Origin of the sequence: Paenibacillus sp. MDMC362 (assembly GCF_003269305.1) — a bacterium.
Taxonomy (GTDB): Bacteria; Bacillota; Bacilli; order Paenibacillales; family Paenibacillaceae; genus Paenibacillus_AQ.
Window position 1 is genome coordinate 14,006 of sequence record NZ_QLYT01000081.1, and the last position, 17,680, is coordinate 31,685.

Genomic DNA, 17,680 nt, shown 5'->3' on the forward strand with positions numbered 1-17,680 from the left:
TAAATAATAGGACACTCGGTTCCGATATATGAACTATGCGCTAGAATCAATCTGTCAGTGAAAGCGAGGGGACCCAGTGAACGATGTAACACCCAAAACGGACGCCAACGTCCGAATGATCAAGGAGGCACAACCGTTGAAGAAAAATTTCCGTACAATAGCAAGCCTGTTATTGGCCATTGCTATGTTCTTTTCCCTAATTCCGGCATTACCGGCTTCTGCTGCAAATGGAGCCTTGTATTTTCACTTTTCCAATCTAAGTACGGATCCGAATTCCCCCACACCGGAGAACCGGAATTCCATTACGGTTTCGGGTACCTACAATGGCATTAACCCGAATACCATCTCATATGAGATTAAACGCTTCGATGACACAACCACGGGCGGAACAGGTGTCAAGCCCATTCTGGACGAAGCAGCAAACACATTCCAGTTCCTGAATGTCCAATTGAATCAGGGCGTGAACAAAATCATCGTGTCGGGTATGAGCACGCAAGGTCAGCAGATGAGTGCCACAGCTTATGTCAAGTTCTCCGATGTACCGGCTGTTTATGAAGTAGCGCTCAGTGATGGACGTGTGCTGGAAGAGAATGCTTCCAAGCCGGTTGTCGTTACCACGCAGACGGTTAGTATCTCGGTAAAAGCGACCAATGGCTCCAAAGGCGTGACGGTTAACGGCATGGCCATGTATCCGGGCGGTGGCGATACGTTTTACTCCGCAGGGATCCAGTTGCAAAAGGGTGTCAACGATCTGGTGATCGTCGTTAACTCGGAATCGAAAACCCAGACCATTAATAGACAAGTCGTATATCATCCGACAGGCTCCTTGACGGTCAATCAACTGCAGATCGGTAACACCAAGATCGATGGGCAGACCGTTGTAACTGGTAATGTGAACGGCGTCGTCTCCGGTTATGTTATCATGGATGCTCCTCCGGCTGGTACGCCAGCGGTGCCGCCAACTCTTGAAGTATCTGTATTTCCGACAGGATCCACGGTGCCAATCATGAGCTCACAGGCAACCGTAGGCGCAGCAAGCATCCTGGGTAACAGCTTGATGTATCCTTTTACAACCACTGGCTCAGTTAGCATCACACAGAGCGGCGAGTATTTTGTTTATACAAAGGACACTACCACTGGTTTCGATGTGAAGAATCCGTTTACTTATCGTGATGTCAATGCACCTACAATCAAGCAGGTGTATCAACTATACGGTGTAACAGAGAGCGGCGGAACGGTATCAGCTACCTCCCAGTCCATTTTTCCAAGCGGTAACGATACGGTCCTGAACGAATTGCCGATCTACTTAATGGTGGAACAAGTGAACGCAGGTGATGTTGAGATTGAATCGAGCAAGGGCGGCGGCACGATTGCCCAGAAACTTACCTATAATGGTAACACGGTTTTCAAAATCACGAATTTGCCTTCAGGACAACAAAATCTGATCATCAAGGTCAGCAATGCATCGGGCGTCTCCGACACGAAGGTGATCCCGGTAACGTTCCTGTCCTCCACTTATATTGATATTTATCATTTGTATAACAATCAGGTGTTTAAGAATAGTACAGATTTCAATCAAGTAACGGGTCGGATTGTGAACTACACGGGAACATCAGGACTTACGATTTCCTTGAATGGTAACACTCGTGATTTGTCTGTTAACGGCAATGGCGAGTTTAGCTTTTCTGATGTTGCATTCCTGCAGCTGATTCCAGGTCCGAATACGTTGGTGGTCGCTGACAAGAGCGGGAAAATCTCGACGAAGCTGACTCTGCTCTATTTTAGCGATACCCGTTCGGTTATCAAGAACATGATTCCATTCCCGGTTGGTTCCGCCACGGAATCCGATCCGGATGGATTGTTCAGAGAAACGGCCGAGAACGCATATAACACATATGAAAGGGCTCTGGGTCTTCGCTTTGAGGTGGAATACACGGATGAGATTACAGTGAACCTTAGTCATCCTACGCCATCCATCTTTGCAGTCTTTACCAAAGACAACACAGGAACTTGGACGCTCTCTGGCGGTGCACTGAAGACGCAATTGGATGCCATTAATCAAGCGGATCACAGCCTGTACTATTCCATTGTCAATGGAGCCAACTCCAGCTCGGCCCGCGTTGTGTTTAAAGAGCTGGCACTTCCTGAGGTAGGATTGCAGGCAATCAGCATCGGTTCGCGTTATCAGTCGGTTACCACAACGGATACCATTGAGATTACGCGTGAGCGTGCGCCTTACGAAGTCCTTTCTCCTAGGCTTCCTAATGAAGGTGTTTTGAAACAGAACTTTGTAGAGGTAAGCATCAAGGCTGAAGGCGCTGACTCCATTCTGATTGGCAAAACGCCAATGGTGAAATCCGAGATCAGCGACATTTTCCGTCTTGAAGTTAAGAACCTGAAAAATGGCAAAAACACCATCAAGTTCACGATCGAACAAGGCACCAAAAAGACAAGCGGGCAATTCGTTGTAACGTACACGGATGATGCAACCGAAGGCTCTCAGTTTAAAACGAATATTTCGAAGTCAGGTAAGGTTAAAGTATTTAAGGGTGATTTGTCCCTGTCCTTGCCGAAAGGCACGGTGCTTCAACAGGCTAAATCAAGTCCGAATGCAGAAGTGCCTACGATCAATCTGCTTGGTGAGCATGACATCCTGTTTGGTATTGCCAACCAGATCGATGGGCGGACCGTTAAGGCTTACAATCGGATTGGTGAAATCGAGAACGGTGTAGAAATGGATGGACGTTTGTCCCTCATTCCAGGGGATAACAACAATGCGTTCCGTTTCACTCCGGCAGCCCATTACGGCTATTCATCACCTCTTTACTGGCTGGATGCGGGTTCGCTTAATGCATACAGCAGCAACATTGAGGACTTTAACGTAAAGGCAGCAGCTCATCCTTACGCAAAAGGAAACGAATTTCATCAACGCTTGATTCCGCAGAACTGGATGGAATTGTCCCAAAAAGGTACGATAACCTTGAAATATGATTCCGCACTGGTGAACTCGGCTTCCAGCAACCTGGGTATTTGGTGGTATAACCCTTCCCAAGGAACGTGGATCAACATCGGCGGGAAAGTAGACGCCAAGAAGAAAACTGTTACGGCACCATTTAAGGGATTTGGGTATTACGCAGTTAAATCCTTGCGTTATAGCTACTCCGATGCGATTTCGCATAAGACAGCCCGCAACGATATTGAATTGATGCTGGCAAGAGGATATATGAAGGCATCCAAGACGGATGCATTCGGCGTGTATGATCCAATGACTCGCGGTGAATTAGCTACTATTATAGTGAAGCTGCTCGATATTCCGTTGGATTATGATACCGATAAGAACAAGCTGACGTTTGATGACATCTATCAAGAAAGTGTAGTCAACAGCATGCAGTGGGATTACCGTTACATTGAGACAGCGGCCAGAAAAGGGATCATTCGCGGCATAGCGCCTCGAAGCTTTGCTCCTAATATGGAACTGACTCGCGAAGAAGCGGCCAACATGATTGCACGCGCACTGAACCTGAAGATGGGCGAAATCGAAAAAGATAAAGCAGCGCTTCAGAAGCAGTTCGAAGATGTAGGCAAAATCAAATCGAATTATTCTTACCCAGCCATTCTTGCTGTAAGTAAGGCCGGTATCATCACTGGTGTTGCGAATAGCTTGAAAGAAGGCGAGAAGAAACCAACGTATAACTTCAATCCGGATGCCGTGCTGAATCGTGCAGATACGGCGACGATCGTGAAACGCATGATGGGCAAACTTAAAATGCTGTAGGCTATATAGATAAGAAGAAAGAGTACGACAAAAGGAACGAGAGCAGATGCCTGAATTTCTAATGGTATTGCTCTCGTTTTCTCATGTGTAAATTATGATGGATAAGGTTATATATAACATAATTAACAAGATCTTAAGGATGGTATTATGGTCCAAGAAACCGTTTACCAATATCTAATGTTTTGTAATTTCATGTAGAATACGCTACAATAGCGGAAGCACATACTATTTTTAGAGGGTGAAGATGAATTTATGAAGCCGATATTATCAAAAGCGCAGCTCGACTACATGAAGGCGAAGACCAAGTTCGAGGAAAAAGCCAAAGTGATGGAGAAGAAGATTGAGCTGGCTCGCGCCGCTCATGATGAGATAACTCAGGAAGTCATGGAGGGACTCGTTGTTGAGACAGGCTTTCATGATTCATTTAACGAAATGACAGCGGCAGAGAATGCCTTGATCCAGTGGTCTCATACAACAATAAAACATGACAAAACATATCGTACGAATAAAGCGGAAATTGATCTGATGTACGAAACACTGCACAGCAATCCGGAGATGCGAGCACGCATTATCCAGCTTGCTATGAAGATTCGCTAGGATTCTACAAAGGGCGCCCATAGGGCGTCTTTTTTTGTTGTCGCAATATGTAATGAATCCAATGTTATGTGAATTGAAAATGATTTCGAAAATATTTTTAAAAAAACTTTGCAACAACCGCAACTTTTCGAGAAATCAAACGTTTATAATGTAGAACCCAATGAGGAACCCAAGATTATCCGATGCAAGAAGATTGTCTATTAATTAGAAAAATGTTCTTTACGGAGTATGGGACTCGTTGTATAATACCTAGGTAGGATTAGGAATCTATTCTAGTTTGTAGTGTTCTCTCGTTAACAAGATTCTGTGATATCGTCACAGACATCATTTATGATTTATGCTCAACTCGGGAAAGGAGGTGCAGGACAATGAGTGATAAGAGCTACCAAATTAAAGAAAACAATCAAGTGATGATTCAAGGAGGAGAAAAAAAGGTTATGAAGAAAATTTTATCCGTAGCACTGTCTACAGCAATGGCATTCTCCATGTTTGCTTCTGTTGCATTCGGTGACGATGCGCTTAACACACAACAGAAATTTGATGTACTGAAAGAAAAAGGTATCTTCACTGGCTATCCAGATGGAACTGCTGGTCTTGACAAAGAAATGACTCGCGCTGAGTTCGCGAAAGTTTTGGTAGGCATCATGGGTCTTGAGCCAATCCAAGGCAAAGCGTCTTTCAAAGACAAAAACTACAAAGCTGACAAATGGCCAGCTCCTTATGTAGAAGCAGTTTATGCTGCTGGTCTGATGGAAGGTAAAAACACAACGAAAATGATCTTCGACTTCAACGGTAAAATCACCGTTCAAGAAATGGCGAAGGTTCTCGTTACTGCTCAAAAACTTGAAATTCCAACAGAAACGAACAACAACGCTTCTGACTGGGCTAAAGGTTATGTTCAAGCAGCAATCAACGCTGGTCTGGTAGACGCTAAAGCTAACCCTAAAGCTAACGCTTCCCGTTCCCAACTGGTTGAAGTTGCTTACACAATCTACCTGTCGCAACAAAAACCAAAAGTGGTTTCTTATGACGTAACTGAGAGTGGTAAAGTTGTAACTTTCAAACTTGCTAACAACGAAAGTGTGAAAGTTGAACTGGAAACTCCTCTGAAAGCTAACACTGCAACTGAAGTGAAATTCACACATAACAACTACGAGTACACTGAAAGTGTAACTTGGGTAGTAACATCTGCTACTAAAGTGGAATCCGCAAGCGCAAGCAACCTGAAAGAGGTTGATGTAGTATTTGACGGTAAAGTAGACAAAGCTACTGCAACTGACAAAAACAACTACAGCATTGATTCTAACTCTAAAGGGATCAAATCCATCACTTTGTTGGAAGATGGTAAAACAGCTCGTTTGTTGTTGAACGAATCCAGCAAATTTGCTCAAGGTACTACTTACAAAGTTGTTGTTAAGAACGTGAAGAACAATACTGGTTCTGTATTGCCACAAGGTGAAGTTTCCTTCACTGTTACTGACAACACATTGCCAACAGTAACTGAAGTTAAAGCTCTGGGTACAAAAGTTATTAAAGTGACTTTCTCTGAGCCGGTTGTAGCTCCGACAAGCAGTAACTTCCAATTGGATGACAAAGCATTTGTTGGTTCCGTTACACAAGGTGCTAACCAAAGAGAAGTGATTCTGCGTGACTACACAGGTTCAATCGCAGTTGGAGCTCACAAGCTGACTACTTCCCTGATTGAAGACTATGCTGGTCTGAAATCTTTGGCTGACACTAAAGAATTCACTGTTGCTGTAGATAGTGAAGGTCCTAAAGTTACTGAAATTTCCGCTACTTTGGAGAAAGTAACTGTTACTTTTGACGAAGAGATCGATCCGGATTCTGTAACAACTGAAAGCTTCTACTGGTTGTCTGGCACTACCAAGAAAACTGGTAAAGCAACGCAAATCGCTGCTAATGTTTACGAAGTAGACTTCAACGCGAACGGCAACCGTCTTCCAGGATATGAGACGACTCTGCATATTGATGTTAAAGACTATTCCGGTAACGTTAATGCTGTGAAAGAACACAAAGTAACAGCAAGCGTAGACTTGGTTCGTCCTCAAGTGGTTGAAACTACTTTCGGCGATCGCACTAACACGTTGACTGTTCGTTTCGACAAAGCAGTTAATGCAGCTGATAAAAAATACTTCACTGTTAAAAAAGGTAACGATGTCATCCCAGTTAGCAATGTTGTAGCAGCTGATGCTTCTAGCAAGATTTTCTATGTTACTTTCTTCAATACACTTGCATCTGGAACTTATAGCCTTAAAGTGGCTGATGTTCAAGATACGACTGCGTTGAAAAATACATTGGTAGAATACAATGGTACTTTCGTAGCGAATGATACTGCGAATCCAACTATTTCTTCTACAGACTATAATGAAGCTACTCGTAAACTTACACTGAACTTCGGTAGAGAAATGGATCTGGCTACAGTTAATGTTAAAGGCAACTACTACATTAACTTCCAGAAAAATGGTGCTAACGCACAAAATATCGCTATTCCAAACGAAGTTACTGTGAACGCGGTTAACGGTGGTAAATCTGTAGTGCTTCAGTTCCCAGAATACATCGATGGAACTAAAGTGACTTTCGGACCAAGTGGCTCCGTTAAAGGTGTAACTACAACTGGTTTGAAATCCAAAACTGGTCAAGTTGTATCCTTGGATTCTTCCGTCTTGAAAGATGCTGCAACTAACCAACTGAAATGGACTGCAGCTGTACAAAAAGATGCTAAGACATTTGAATTGACTTTCAACCAAGTAATCGCAACTGCAAACATCGGTGATTTCTTAATCAATGGCACTTATCCATCAAGTGTTTCCATTGATGAGAACAAAGTAACACTGAAAACCACTGACGAAGTAACTGGTGGAACAATTACATTGTTCGCTAACAACTCCATTGAGACATATTCCAACAACAAGTTGAATCTGTCTTCCAATGCTTCGATGCCAGTTAACAACGCTGTAGCGCCTCGTGTTACTAAAGTGGATTCGGCAAGAACTGCTGATAATGAGTTTGTAATTGAGTTCTCGTCCAACATCGATGCTCTTGATGCAAATGTTAGAGCTCTTATTGCTAACGATCTGGTTGTTAAGGATCTGTCTGAAACTAATACACCAGCTTTGACAGCGATTGTTGATTACACTGCAACAATCCAAAACAACAATGAGATCTTGGTGAAAATTAACAAAGAGTCTGTTAAGACGAAACCAGTATCTGTTCAGGTGAAAGATGCTAGATACATCGTTGCTGCAGGAACAACTGCTAAAGCTGTTGATTCCAGCGTATACACTGTTAATGCTCCTTCTTCCAGTGTAACTAACCCTACTGTAAGTTCTACAAAAGTAACTGATGCAGTTGTTGGAGTTAAAGCTGTTGCTGTTGGTAAACAGTTCACATTGACTGCTGCTGAGGCAGGCGTGAAAACAGATACGATTACAGTAGATGTTGATCCTAATGCTGCTTCTGTTACATCAATTACTTATAATTCCGCTACTGGAACTTATAGTGTTGGAACTGATGTTACAGTGGACGCTTTGGTAGAACGCATTAATAATACTCAAGCTAATGAGTTTACTGCACTTCGTAGTAAAGATGTAGAGGGTTCTACTAAAGTGGTTGATGATACATTGACGTTTGCTAAGGGTGTAGATGCAGCAGCAGGTACACTGACAGTAAATCTAAGCAAAGCTGTAGATTCCATTGTTGGTAAGGTTACAGTTGGAACTAAAACTTATGACAACGCTCAATTGAGTGCTGACAAAAAAGCTATCGTAGTTGTACTGGGCGATGGTGAAAATGTTGTCGGTGATCAATTCAAAGCTACTGTACAATTCGGATCCAGCAATGTTGATGTATCTGTAACAATCGCTAAATAATAACGATTAAGTTATGGATTCACTAAAACCAGAGAACTTCGGTTCTCTGGTTTTTTATTTCTAGGAAGCAAAACAAATTCTTGAAGGAGGAACGAAGATCCACATGAAAGCTTATATGAAAGTATCGATGGCCGCACTCACTGTAGGAGCTGGCATTTATATTGGTGCCGTTTTCAGCAATACCGCCACTGGTGCTGGCACCACCCCAGGCACCACTGATGACCCGGTCGTCACGAAGAGCTACGTGGACCAACAAATTCAGCAAGCGCTGAATGGTGATGGTGGAGGGTCTACGAACCCAACAACTCCTACAAATCCAACGGAGCCATCCCAAGGTGCCGACGAAGTTAAGAATGTTGCACTGAAGCCAGGCAAGATTCTGATTGCCGACGCAGGAACGGAGTTCATCGTACGTTCAGGTAATGCTGTGATCTACACAGAAGTCGCTAGCGGCGTTGCGGACCTAACGGACGGTAAAGACCTGTTAAATGGAGAAACGGCGCCTAAGAACCATCTGCTTTCCTTCCCGCGTGAAGGTCGGGGTATTCAGGTGAAAGAAGGACAGACAAGCAATTTGATTGTCATGGTGCGCGGCGGTTACACCATTAAGTAATGATCGGCAACTAAGGTGAGTTAGACATCTGCTGATATCGCTTCATCCACGAGTGGTTTGGCGAGAACTTTTGTCCGGCTTATTCCTCTTATAATTATTGCCAGTTGTGACAACGTTTTATACGTGTGTGTGCCTTGAAATCGACAAATAATACTTCTGTAAAAACCAATACAGGAGGTGTATTTTCATGGCACGCAGCAGTCGTAACCGTCAAGTGGTACCTGAGAGTCGTGAAATGCTGAAGCAAATGAAATACGAAATTGCAGCAGAGTTTGGATTACCTGTAGGATATGGTAGCGGTTCCAATGGAGCCGATACGGAATTTGGTTCCGAGTTAGGAACCATCGGAGGTGGATCTGCCAGCCGTCGTCCTGGATGGGGACATCTAACATCCCGTGAGAACGGATCCGTTGGTGGAGAGATCACTAAACGTTTGGTTCGAAACGCTGAACAAAGTCTCTTCGGTAGACTGTAGTCGTTTTTCAGTTACAAGTGGAACTTATTCTTGATTAAAATGATTGAAAAACCCAAGAAAATCCTTGAAAAACAGCTTACTTACTGGATTGACACCTGGTAACAAATAAGTTAATATGCATGTTGAGGATTGTACATTTCAAACCTTTTCCTGTCGGAAAAGGTTCATTTTTTGTGTAGGACCTCTTGATATATCACATACTATTCATATGGGAGGTTGATCTCATGTCTTTAACAGGGCGACGTTTATTTACATCTGAGTCCGTAACTGAAGGACATCCGGATAAAATCTGTGACCAGATTTCTGATGCGGTACTCGATGCTTTTTTGGCTAACGATCCGAACGCACGCGTAGCTTGTGAAGTTTCCGTTGCGACTGGTCTTGTCTTGGTCATTGGTGAAATTAGCACTAAATCTGAATACGTGGATATTCCATCCATCGTACGTAATACCGTGAAGGAAATCGGGTATACCCGTGCAAAATACGGTTTTGATTCCAATACATGTGCGGTGTTGACATCGCTGAATGAGCAATCTGCCGATATTGCACAAGGGGTAAACGCTGCACTGGAGAATCGTGATCCTTCCCAAGTGGACAAGGAAACTGAGAACATCGGTGCTGGTGACCAAGGTCTGATGTTTGGTTTTGCAACGAATGAGACGCCAGAACTGATGCCTCTTCCGATTGCATTGTCTCACCGTATCGCTCGTCGTTTGTCCGAGGTTCGTAAAGACGGTACGCTGGAATACCTGCGTCCGGACGGTAAAACCCAGGTAACGGTTGAGTATGACGGCAATACACCGATTCGCGTGGATACGATCGTAGTATCGACTCAACATGCTGAAGAAGCAATGCTGGAACAAATCCAGAAGGATATTAAAGAACAAGTTATTCTTCCTGTCGTACCGGCTGAATTGCTGGATGCAGAAACTAAATATTTCATTAACCCAACCGGCCGTTTCGTAATCGGTGGTCCTCAAGGGGATGCTGGTCTGACAGGCCGCAAAATCATCGTGGACACTTATGGCGGCTACGCGCGTCATGGCGGCGGTGCATTTTCCGGTAAGGATCCTACAAAGGTTGACCGTTCCGCTGCTTACGCGGCTCGCTACGTGGCTAAAAACCTGGTTGCTGCAGGGCTTGCGGACAAGTGCGAAATTCAATTGGCTTACGCTATTGGTGTCGCTAACCCAGTGTCGATTAGTGTAGATACTTACGGAACAGGTAAAGTGAGCGAAGAGAAGCTGGTTGAGCTTGTGCGTAACAACTTCGACCTGCGTCCGGCTGGAATCATCCGCATGCTGGATCTTCGTCGTCCGATCTACAAACAAACCGCTGCTTACGGACATTTTGGACGTACGGATCTCGATCTTCCTTGGGAGCGCGTAGACAAAGCGGAAGCGTTGAAAGAACAAGCTGGCGTAAACTAAGGTAATTTTAAGATATGTAGCAAATTTAAAATTTAGGCATGTGCTGATTTAATTTTTCTTCTGAAAAAATCGGTGCATGCCTTATTTCTGCTTCTCTTTCTAATTATGAGTAGAGATTCAACTCAGTTGAACCGGAAAATATGACAAAAATGAAATAATTACAAAAGCGATGACCTACCGTAGTTATCAGCATTTTCATTAAATAATTGGAAAATCAGGAATATAATTTATGACAAACTAGTTACTTTTTCGAGAAAAAGTAGTAACATAGGATTGATTTACATAGACTTCTAAAAAATGCCGCTACAAATTTAACAAGACTTGGTGTACGATACGCGAAAGTGTTTTTTTATAACAAATTCGTAACTTTTCCGCAAAAATGAAGTCTATTAATTAGAGACTTTATATGTTCGGCATCCGTGTTGAACGAGAGATGGGAGAGTTACGATTACATGGTTAGTCAGGGGAAAACACTGAAGTCTACAACATCTGGTGCAGGCAAGAAATGGTTGATTATTACATTGGCAGGTGTCATCTGGGTGGGTCCTGTGCTGAGCAGCGGAATACCAGTGATAGGGAATCTATCAACATCCTCGGTAGCTTATGCGGCATCAACATCGGCTAAGAAGCTTGGTGAGGAAATCATTACTTCCGGTGCGATTTTAATGAAATATCAGTATATCAACAGTACTGGCGCAAAATCGTTGGCTAATGTCATTCGGGTGGACTTGAACAACAAGTACGTGAAACTGGATGTCATGACAGGCCAAGGAAATCAATTTACAACCAGACAAAGCACGGGCGGAATGGCTAAGGAGAACGGAGCGGTTGCTGCTATAAACGGTGACTTTTTTAATACCGGCAGCGAAGGGGCTCCGATGGGTGCTCAAGTATCAAACGGTCAGTTGATGTCAACCCCGTCGGAACTGAAAGGCATGTATGCTTTTGGAGTAACGAACGATGGAACGCCAATTCTGGATGAGTTTGCATTCTCGGGGAGTATTACAGCTGAGAATGGCGCCTCATTCCCACTCGCGGGCATGAACAAAACATCTTATGCTCCTGAGGGCACCGGATCAACGTATAGCCATGCGAATTCAGCTTATATCTACACCAGCGCATGGAAGGCTATGGAGCGTCCTAAGAACAGCTCGACAACGCCAACGGAGGTTATGGTAACGGATGGGGTCATCACCGATATTTCAGTAATGGCAGGATTGCAAACAGCGATACCGGAGGGAAGCTACATTTTGCGAACCCATGGGGCTGCGGCGGAGTTCGTGAAACAAAATCTGGCAGTTGGACAGAGGCTGGAAGCCGATTATGCTCTGGTGTCCAAAAAATCAGGCAAAGAACTGGACCCAACTACACTCCAAATGATGATTGGCGGCCATACGATTCTGGTAGATAACGGCAAGGCCACTTCATTCTCTCGAAACGTGAATTCGATTGGAGGAAGCAGGGCACGTACAGCCGTAGGTTACTCCAAAGACGGGCGTTACGCTTACCTGATTGCCACAGAGAGCAACGATAACAGCAAAGGCATGACGCTGCAGCAGCTTCAGGATTTCATGACGAAGGTTGGAGTATGGAAGGGAATGAACCTGGACGGCGGCGGATCGACAACGATGGTAAACCGTCCACTTGCCGAGATGAACACCCAGCTGACCTTCAATACGGAATACGGCACCACGCAGCGCAGCATCGTTAACGCACTCGGCGTGTTCTCAACGGCACCTCAGGGCAGCTTGAAGGGCTTAAAAGTAAGCGGAAGCAACACGCTCCTGATCGGCCAGATCGGCACGTATGAACTGAAGGGCTATGATACTTACTATAATCCAATTGAGGCAGGTTCGATTAAACCGACTTGGAAGTCCAGCAACGGCAATTTAGCGGTCAACGGACAAAGCATTAAAGCGACAAAGCCGGGTACCTCAACACTGACGGCAGTAAGCGGCAGCACGAAAGCTACGATGCAAGTCAAAGTGCTGGGCGCGGATGATCTTGTTGCATTGACTACCGGCGTATCAAGCGCACCGCTGCAGGCTGGAACGAGCGTTTCCGTGCCGGTGACGGCCGTAACAGGCAATGGTCAAAGCTTGGAAGTTCCAAGCAGTGCGCTGAAATGGGAGTTTATCGGATTTAAAGGCAGCGTAAAAGACGGCCGCCTGACCGTATCCTCCGTGAACAGCAATACGAAAGTCGGTTATGCCATCGCACGCTATGACGGCTTTAGCACGGTCGTTATTTTATCGGCAGCGGGCGAGAGCACATGGGAGAACTTCGAGAATGTGAATTACCCGGTGAAGTTCACGACCAATGTACCGGCAGTTACCGGGGCTGCAGCGATCAAAAATGGCAGCGGAGCAAAAGCATCATCTAAAGTCTTGAACTTGACCTATGATATGACAGGCGGATTAGGGCAAAAAATGTACGCTTACGCCGAGTTGAATGGCGCAACTGGCAAAGTGATCCCTGCACAGGCAACGGCCATGACCATCGATGTGGAGGGAGATAACAGCCTGAACTGGCTGCGCGCCGAGCTCAAGGACAATAATGGGAAAACCGTGTACGTCGACTTGGCAAAAGCAATTGATTGGAGCGGCTGGAAAACACTGAGCATCGATCTCAGCGGACATAACATTGCATTCCCGGCACAGATGAAGCGGTTGTATGTGGTGAACGTGGAAGAAGGCCAGGATGAGCGCGCATTGACAGGAGCTGTATCTTTTGACGATATCCGCTTTACGATGCCGTCCCTATCCGGGAATGAAGGTCTTCCAACAGGCAAAGCGGTCATGACCATTGGGCAAAAATCGCTTATGCTGAATGGTTCGAAAGTGGCAATTGATTCGGCACCAATCTTGAAGAATGGAACGACTTACGTTCCGATTAAGCATGTGCTCGACGCGTTCGGCGGGCAAGCAACCTGGAACCAATCCGCTCAGCGGGTGGGTGTCCTGAGGGGCGGCATGCTCATGGAACTGACGGTCGGCAAGAAGGAATTCATTCTAAACGGTAAGCGCAGTTCGGCGGCTGTAGCACCTATGGTTCAAGGTGGTAGGACTTTGGTCCCTCTTCGTCTCGTTTCCGAGCAATTAGGCCTTAAAGTAAAATGGGACAAGAACACGAAGACCGTTACGATCGAATCGTGATATGGTATGATATGTATATGAAACGTTAGAAATGGAGTAGAGTGCGTGGATTATCAAGCCGATGCCATCGACCGTGTCATAAAAAATGCCATCAAAGTGATGGAGGACAGCAAATACCAAATGTTCGAAATATTGGAGGCGTCGCGGCAGGAACTCGCGTCTCTCAATCATGAACTGCAGCGGACATTAAAAGAAACGACGGAAACCTTAGAGAAGGTAGATCAGCTGGAGCTGAACTACCGCCGTTCCCGGATCCGGCTGACCGAGGTCAGCCGGGATTTTGTCCGGTACAAGGAAGAGGACATCAAGCAGGCGTATGAGAAAGCGACGCAGCTTCAGCTTGACCTCATGATCTACCGGGAGAAGGAAATGTATCTGAAGGCAAGACGAGATGAGCTGCAGAAGCGGGTTCGTAATGTCGAGAGCTCCGTGGAGCGTGCAGAATCGATCGGATCTCAGATGGGCGTGGTATTGGAATACTTGTCCGGGGAGCTGGGGCAGGTATCCCGAATCATCGAATCTGCGAAAAACAGACAGGTCATTGGTCTCAAAATTATTTTGGCGCAGGAAGAGGAACGGAAACGCATCTCCAGAGAGATTCATGATGGACCTGCACAATTGCTGGCGAATCTGGTTCTTAGGACGGAAATTGTAGAAAGAATGCTCGCAAAGCAGGAATTTAAGATGGTGCAGGACGAAATAGTAGATTTGAAGGGCCAGGTTCGATCGAGCTTGGAGGAAATGCGAAAAGTCATTTTTAATCTGCGTCCAATGGCACTCGATGATCTAGGATTAATCCCCACACTGCGTAAATACGTGCATGATTATGAAGAGAAATCGAAAATCCGCACGATCTTCGAGACACGGGGAAAAGAGCATCGTCTCTCTTCTGCGATGGAGGCTGCCATCTACCGGTTGGTGCAGGAAGCACTTTCGAATGCTGCAAAACATGCTTACCCGACTTATGTGCTTGTTGAAATCACGTACCAGGCGCAATTGGTCAAGATCGTTGTACAGGACAATGGCCTGGGATTCAATGTCGATTTGCTGGAGCAGAAAAGCAAGGACCACTTTGGGTTAATTGGCATGCGGGAGAGGGTTGAGCTGCTCGAAGGGAGAATGGAGATCGATTCAGCGGAGAATCAAGGAACCAAGATCGTGATTCATATCCCGACGAACGTAGAAAAGAGAAAGGAGTAATCGGATGGAACATTTGGAAAAAGAGAACACGATTATAAAAGTATTATTAGCGGATGACCACCAGCTGTTTAGGGAGGGTCTGAAGCGTATACTGAATATGGAGGACGACATTGACGTAATCGGTGAATGCGGCGATGGAATTCAAGTACTTGAGTTCTGTAACGAAGTGAAGCCGGATATCGTGCTGATGGATATCAACATGCCTACCGAAAATGGCGTTCAAGCAACTGAGAAACTACGTGAAATGTTTCCTGAGATCAAAGTTATCATTCTGTCGATTCATGACGACGAGAGTTATGTGTTTGAAACGCTCCGTAAGGGAGCAAACGGTTACCTCCTGAAGGATATGGAAGCCGAGTCACTGATTAATGCGATTCGATCGGTACATGAGGGATATGCATTTATCCATCCGAAAGTTACGGGCAAGCTTATTCAGCAGCTCCGCCGGATGACTTATGTAAACGAAGCAGGCGCTATGGCTGAAAGCGGCTCGCGTGAGGCTGGAGTCAAGTTCGTGGCAGGCGAGAATAACCCATTGACAAGGCGCGAAGCAGAAGTGCTTAGACTAATGGCCGAAGGCAAGAGCAACAAGATGATAGGGGAGTACCTGTTCATTAGTGAAAAAACTGTAAAAAACCACGTCAGCAGCATTTTGCAGAAGATGGAAGTGGACGACCGTACGCAAGCGGTTATCAACTCGATCAAATATGGCTGGGTGACGTTGTAATCGCCGATCCGAATGCACGGACGCGTCTTACATAGGGAGGGAACTGCCAAGGGCGGTTCCTTTTTGTTATGATATGGAGTTTGAAAGTTTCCACCGAAGCTGAACAACCTTGAGAATGAACTTATTCAGCGATGTCTGACTTCCGTGAAAACGCGCTGCCCTAGATGTTCTGATTACCGTATTTGAGCCGTTCCCATCAAGTTCCGTGTGGGCCCTGGTTTCTTAACTGTCACCGTCCCCTCCTGATCAGCATATATTGTTGATAAGAGAAGGAGGTGAGTCTCATGGTTGCCCAATTGCTGTGGATACTCGCGGTGTACGGGATTGCTGTTGCTCTGATTCATATCGTGCATGCCCGTCATCTTAGAAGAGCCGGTGAAGGCACGGGGCGGCGCAGGCATTATGTGCTGATCACGTCCAACCATGAGCGGCAGGTGGAATGGTATTTGAGAGCCCTTTCATGGTATGCCCTGCTGAGCGGGACGCGCGTGCGTGTCACCGTCCTTGATGATCAATCGTACGATGATACACTGAAGATTGTCCAAAGATTGACTCATTTGTCCGGAATTGAACTGGTATATGGGACTTGGAGGTCCGATGATTCGGCATCACGGGAAGTGGATGCCGATCCGAATGAAGAAGAAGTGATACGGATCGATCTAAGAAACCCGATGGAGGCTGCTCGAATTCCATATGTACAGGGATAAACATCTGCAAGTTGTTTTGGTTACCAGGTTCGTATTCATATTGTTAAAGGCGTGAAGCACACTCCTAGCGTAAGCGAGGGGTGTGTTTTTGCATTTCTGAGAAGAGGAGCGGCTTTTCTACATCCAAGCGTGTTTGTTCTAACTTTGTCTATGGCTGATCCTCGCTGAACCTCCTACATTCAACTCTGATTTTGGTTCCCTGTGATTGACTGTTTCTCGTAGCGGTATGTGTACCCGACTAGGAGAAGTGGGAATAAGGCAGCTAAAAGAAGGAGGTGACAGGTTTCAACATAGGGCATCGTGAGAAGGATCTATTTCATAATGTAATGGTCTTAGCATAGGAGTTGGTAGCTGTAGATATGAAATCTTGAAGTACGCGCTTCTTAATAACGTACCAGCACTCGGCCTTTTACCAGGCTTTTATGTCTTGATATTGGAGTTGATGTCATGCGGATTGCCGTATATGCCACTCGAACATCAGAGAAATGGGAGTGTTATCTCTCGCTGGATATGCGGGTGGATCTTCAATGGTGGTATGGAGTGAAAAGATCGACGGATGAGAAAGCCGGCTCAGGTGTACTGGTGCTGTTATCAACACAGGTCCCACTAGGATGGGCAGTTTCCATTCAAGAGAGATTTCGATCCCTCCAAGACATGGATCAATGGGGGAAATCGGATTGGCAGAAATATTTGTACCAGAACTTAAGTTCGTTCTTATTACATGAGCCTGAAGGAAGCAGATCGCAATGGAGTGTTTTGTTTAAGGAGATTCAAATGTTGGACGGATCGTATGCAAATTACTCTATCGTAAATAGGAACGAGGATGAGGATTGGGGTTTGTTGATGCAGCAGGCGGAGCTGCTGATTCAGTGCATGGCAGGACGAGCCTTGCTTGCCGGCGAGGTTGAGGCCTTATTGGCGGAGGTCTCCGGGGACACCGGGGACTGGCGCTCCGCGGCCCAGCTCGGCATCCTGCTGGGCCGCCTGCGGTTGGAAGCGGGGCTGGCACAGCCTGCCCCGCGTAGTGCGCCCGGCTGGCTGCGCCGCCGGGCCATGGCCCCCCGCTGCCGGCGATGCGGCAGCGAGGCCCGAAGCCGCACGGCATGCGCCG

The 17,680-nt window shown here is 45.8% G+C and carries 10 protein-coding genes and 1 pseudogene; all 11 read left to right on the top strand.

Annotation, left to right across the window (positions count from 1 at the left end):
• The first annotated feature begins 136 nt into the window (after nucleotides 1-136).
• Complete coding sequence (locus DP091_RS29485; protein WP_113061593.1) at nucleotides 137-3,775, top strand: S-layer homology domain-containing protein; 3,639 nt, start codon at nucleotides 137-139, stop codon at nucleotides 3,773-3,775.
• Between the two features lie 252 nt (nucleotides 3,776-4,027).
• Complete coding sequence (locus DP091_RS29490) at nucleotides 4,028-4,372, top strand: hypothetical protein (protein WP_071219815.1); 345 nt, start codon at nucleotides 4,028-4,030, stop codon at nucleotides 4,370-4,372.
• Between the two features lie 368 nt (nucleotides 4,373-4,740).
• The gene (locus DP091_RS29495) at nucleotides 4,741-8,262 is read left to right on the top strand and encodes an S-layer homology domain-containing protein (RefSeq protein WP_113061594.1); all 3,522 of its coding nucleotides are present in this window, start codon (nucleotides 4,741-4,743) and stop codon (nucleotides 8,260-8,262) included.
• Nucleotides 8,263-8,365: 103 nt separating this feature from the next.
• Nucleotides 8,366-8,875 carry a hypothetical protein gene (locus tag DP091_RS29500; protein WP_113061595.1) on the top strand — a complete coding sequence of 170 codons (510 nt, stop codon included), beginning with the start codon at nucleotides 8,366-8,368 and terminating at the stop codon, nucleotides 8,873-8,875.
• Between the two features lie 187 nt (nucleotides 8,876-9,062).
• Nucleotides 9,063-9,350: an alpha/beta-type small acid-soluble spore protein gene (locus DP091_RS29505; RefSeq protein WP_113061596.1), complete on the top strand. Its 288-nt coding sequence runs from the start codon at nucleotides 9,063-9,065 to the stop codon at nucleotides 9,348-9,350.
• A 224-nt stretch (nucleotides 9,351-9,574) separates the two neighbouring features.
• Complete coding sequence (gene metK / locus DP091_RS29510; RefSeq protein WP_113061597.1) at nucleotides 9,575-10,780, top strand: methionine adenosyltransferase; 1,206 nt, start codon at nucleotides 9,575-9,577, stop codon at nucleotides 10,778-10,780.
• A 452-nt stretch (nucleotides 10,781-11,232) separates the two neighbouring features.
• Nucleotides 11,233-13,935, top strand: coding sequence for a stalk domain-containing protein (locus tag DP091_RS29515; RefSeq protein WP_113061598.1), 2,703 nt, complete (start codon nucleotides 11,233-11,235; stop codon nucleotides 13,933-13,935).
• Between the two features lie 45 nt (nucleotides 13,936-13,980).
• Entirely contained in the window at nucleotides 13,981-15,135 is a 1,155-nt protein-coding gene (locus DP091_RS29520; RefSeq protein ID WP_113061599.1) for a sensor histidine kinase, read from the top strand.
• 4 nt (nucleotides 15,136-15,139) lie between these two features.
• Nucleotides 15,140-15,862, top strand: coding sequence for a response regulator (locus DP091_RS29525; RefSeq protein WP_071219809.1), 723 nt, complete (start codon nucleotides 15,140-15,142; stop codon nucleotides 15,860-15,862).
• A 284-nt stretch (nucleotides 15,863-16,146) separates the two neighbouring features.
• Nucleotides 16,147-16,569: a hypothetical protein gene (locus tag DP091_RS29530; RefSeq protein WP_113061600.1), complete on the top strand. Its 423-nt coding sequence runs from the start codon at nucleotides 16,147-16,149 to the stop codon at nucleotides 16,567-16,569.
• A 447-nt stretch (nucleotides 16,570-17,016) separates the two neighbouring features.
• Nucleotides 17,017-17,680 (top strand): annotated as a pseudogene (locus DP091_RS29535) (DNA/RNA helicase); the annotation flags it as partial.

Coding starts and splice junctions, on each gene's coding strand:
- DP091_RS29490 (WP_071219815.1), top strand. CDS start 4,028: ATGAAGCCGATATTATCAAAAGCGCAGCTCGACTACATGAAGGCGAAG.
- DP091_RS29495 (WP_113061594.1), top strand. CDS start 4,741: ATGAGTGATAAGAGCTACCAAATTAAAGAAAACAATCAAGTGATGATT.
- DP091_RS29500 (WP_113061595.1), top strand. CDS start 8,366: ATGAAAGCTTATATGAAAGTATCGATGGCCGCACTCACTGTAGGAGCT.
- DP091_RS29505 (WP_113061596.1), top strand. CDS start 9,063: ATGGCACGCAGCAGTCGTAACCGTCAAGTGGTACCTGAGAGTCGTGAA.
- metK (WP_113061597.1), top strand. CDS start 9,575: ATGTCTTTAACAGGGCGACGTTTATTTACATCTGAGTCCGTAACTGAA.
- DP091_RS29515 (WP_113061598.1), top strand. CDS start 11,233: ATGGTTAGTCAGGGGAAAACACTGAAGTCTACAACATCTGGTGCAGGC.
- DP091_RS29525 (WP_071219809.1), top strand. CDS start 15,140: ATGGAACATTTGGAAAAAGAGAACACGATTATAAAAGTATTATTAGCG.
- DP091_RS29530 (WP_113061600.1), top strand. CDS start 16,147: ATGGTTGCCCAATTGCTGTGGATACTCGCGGTGTACGGGATTGCTGTT.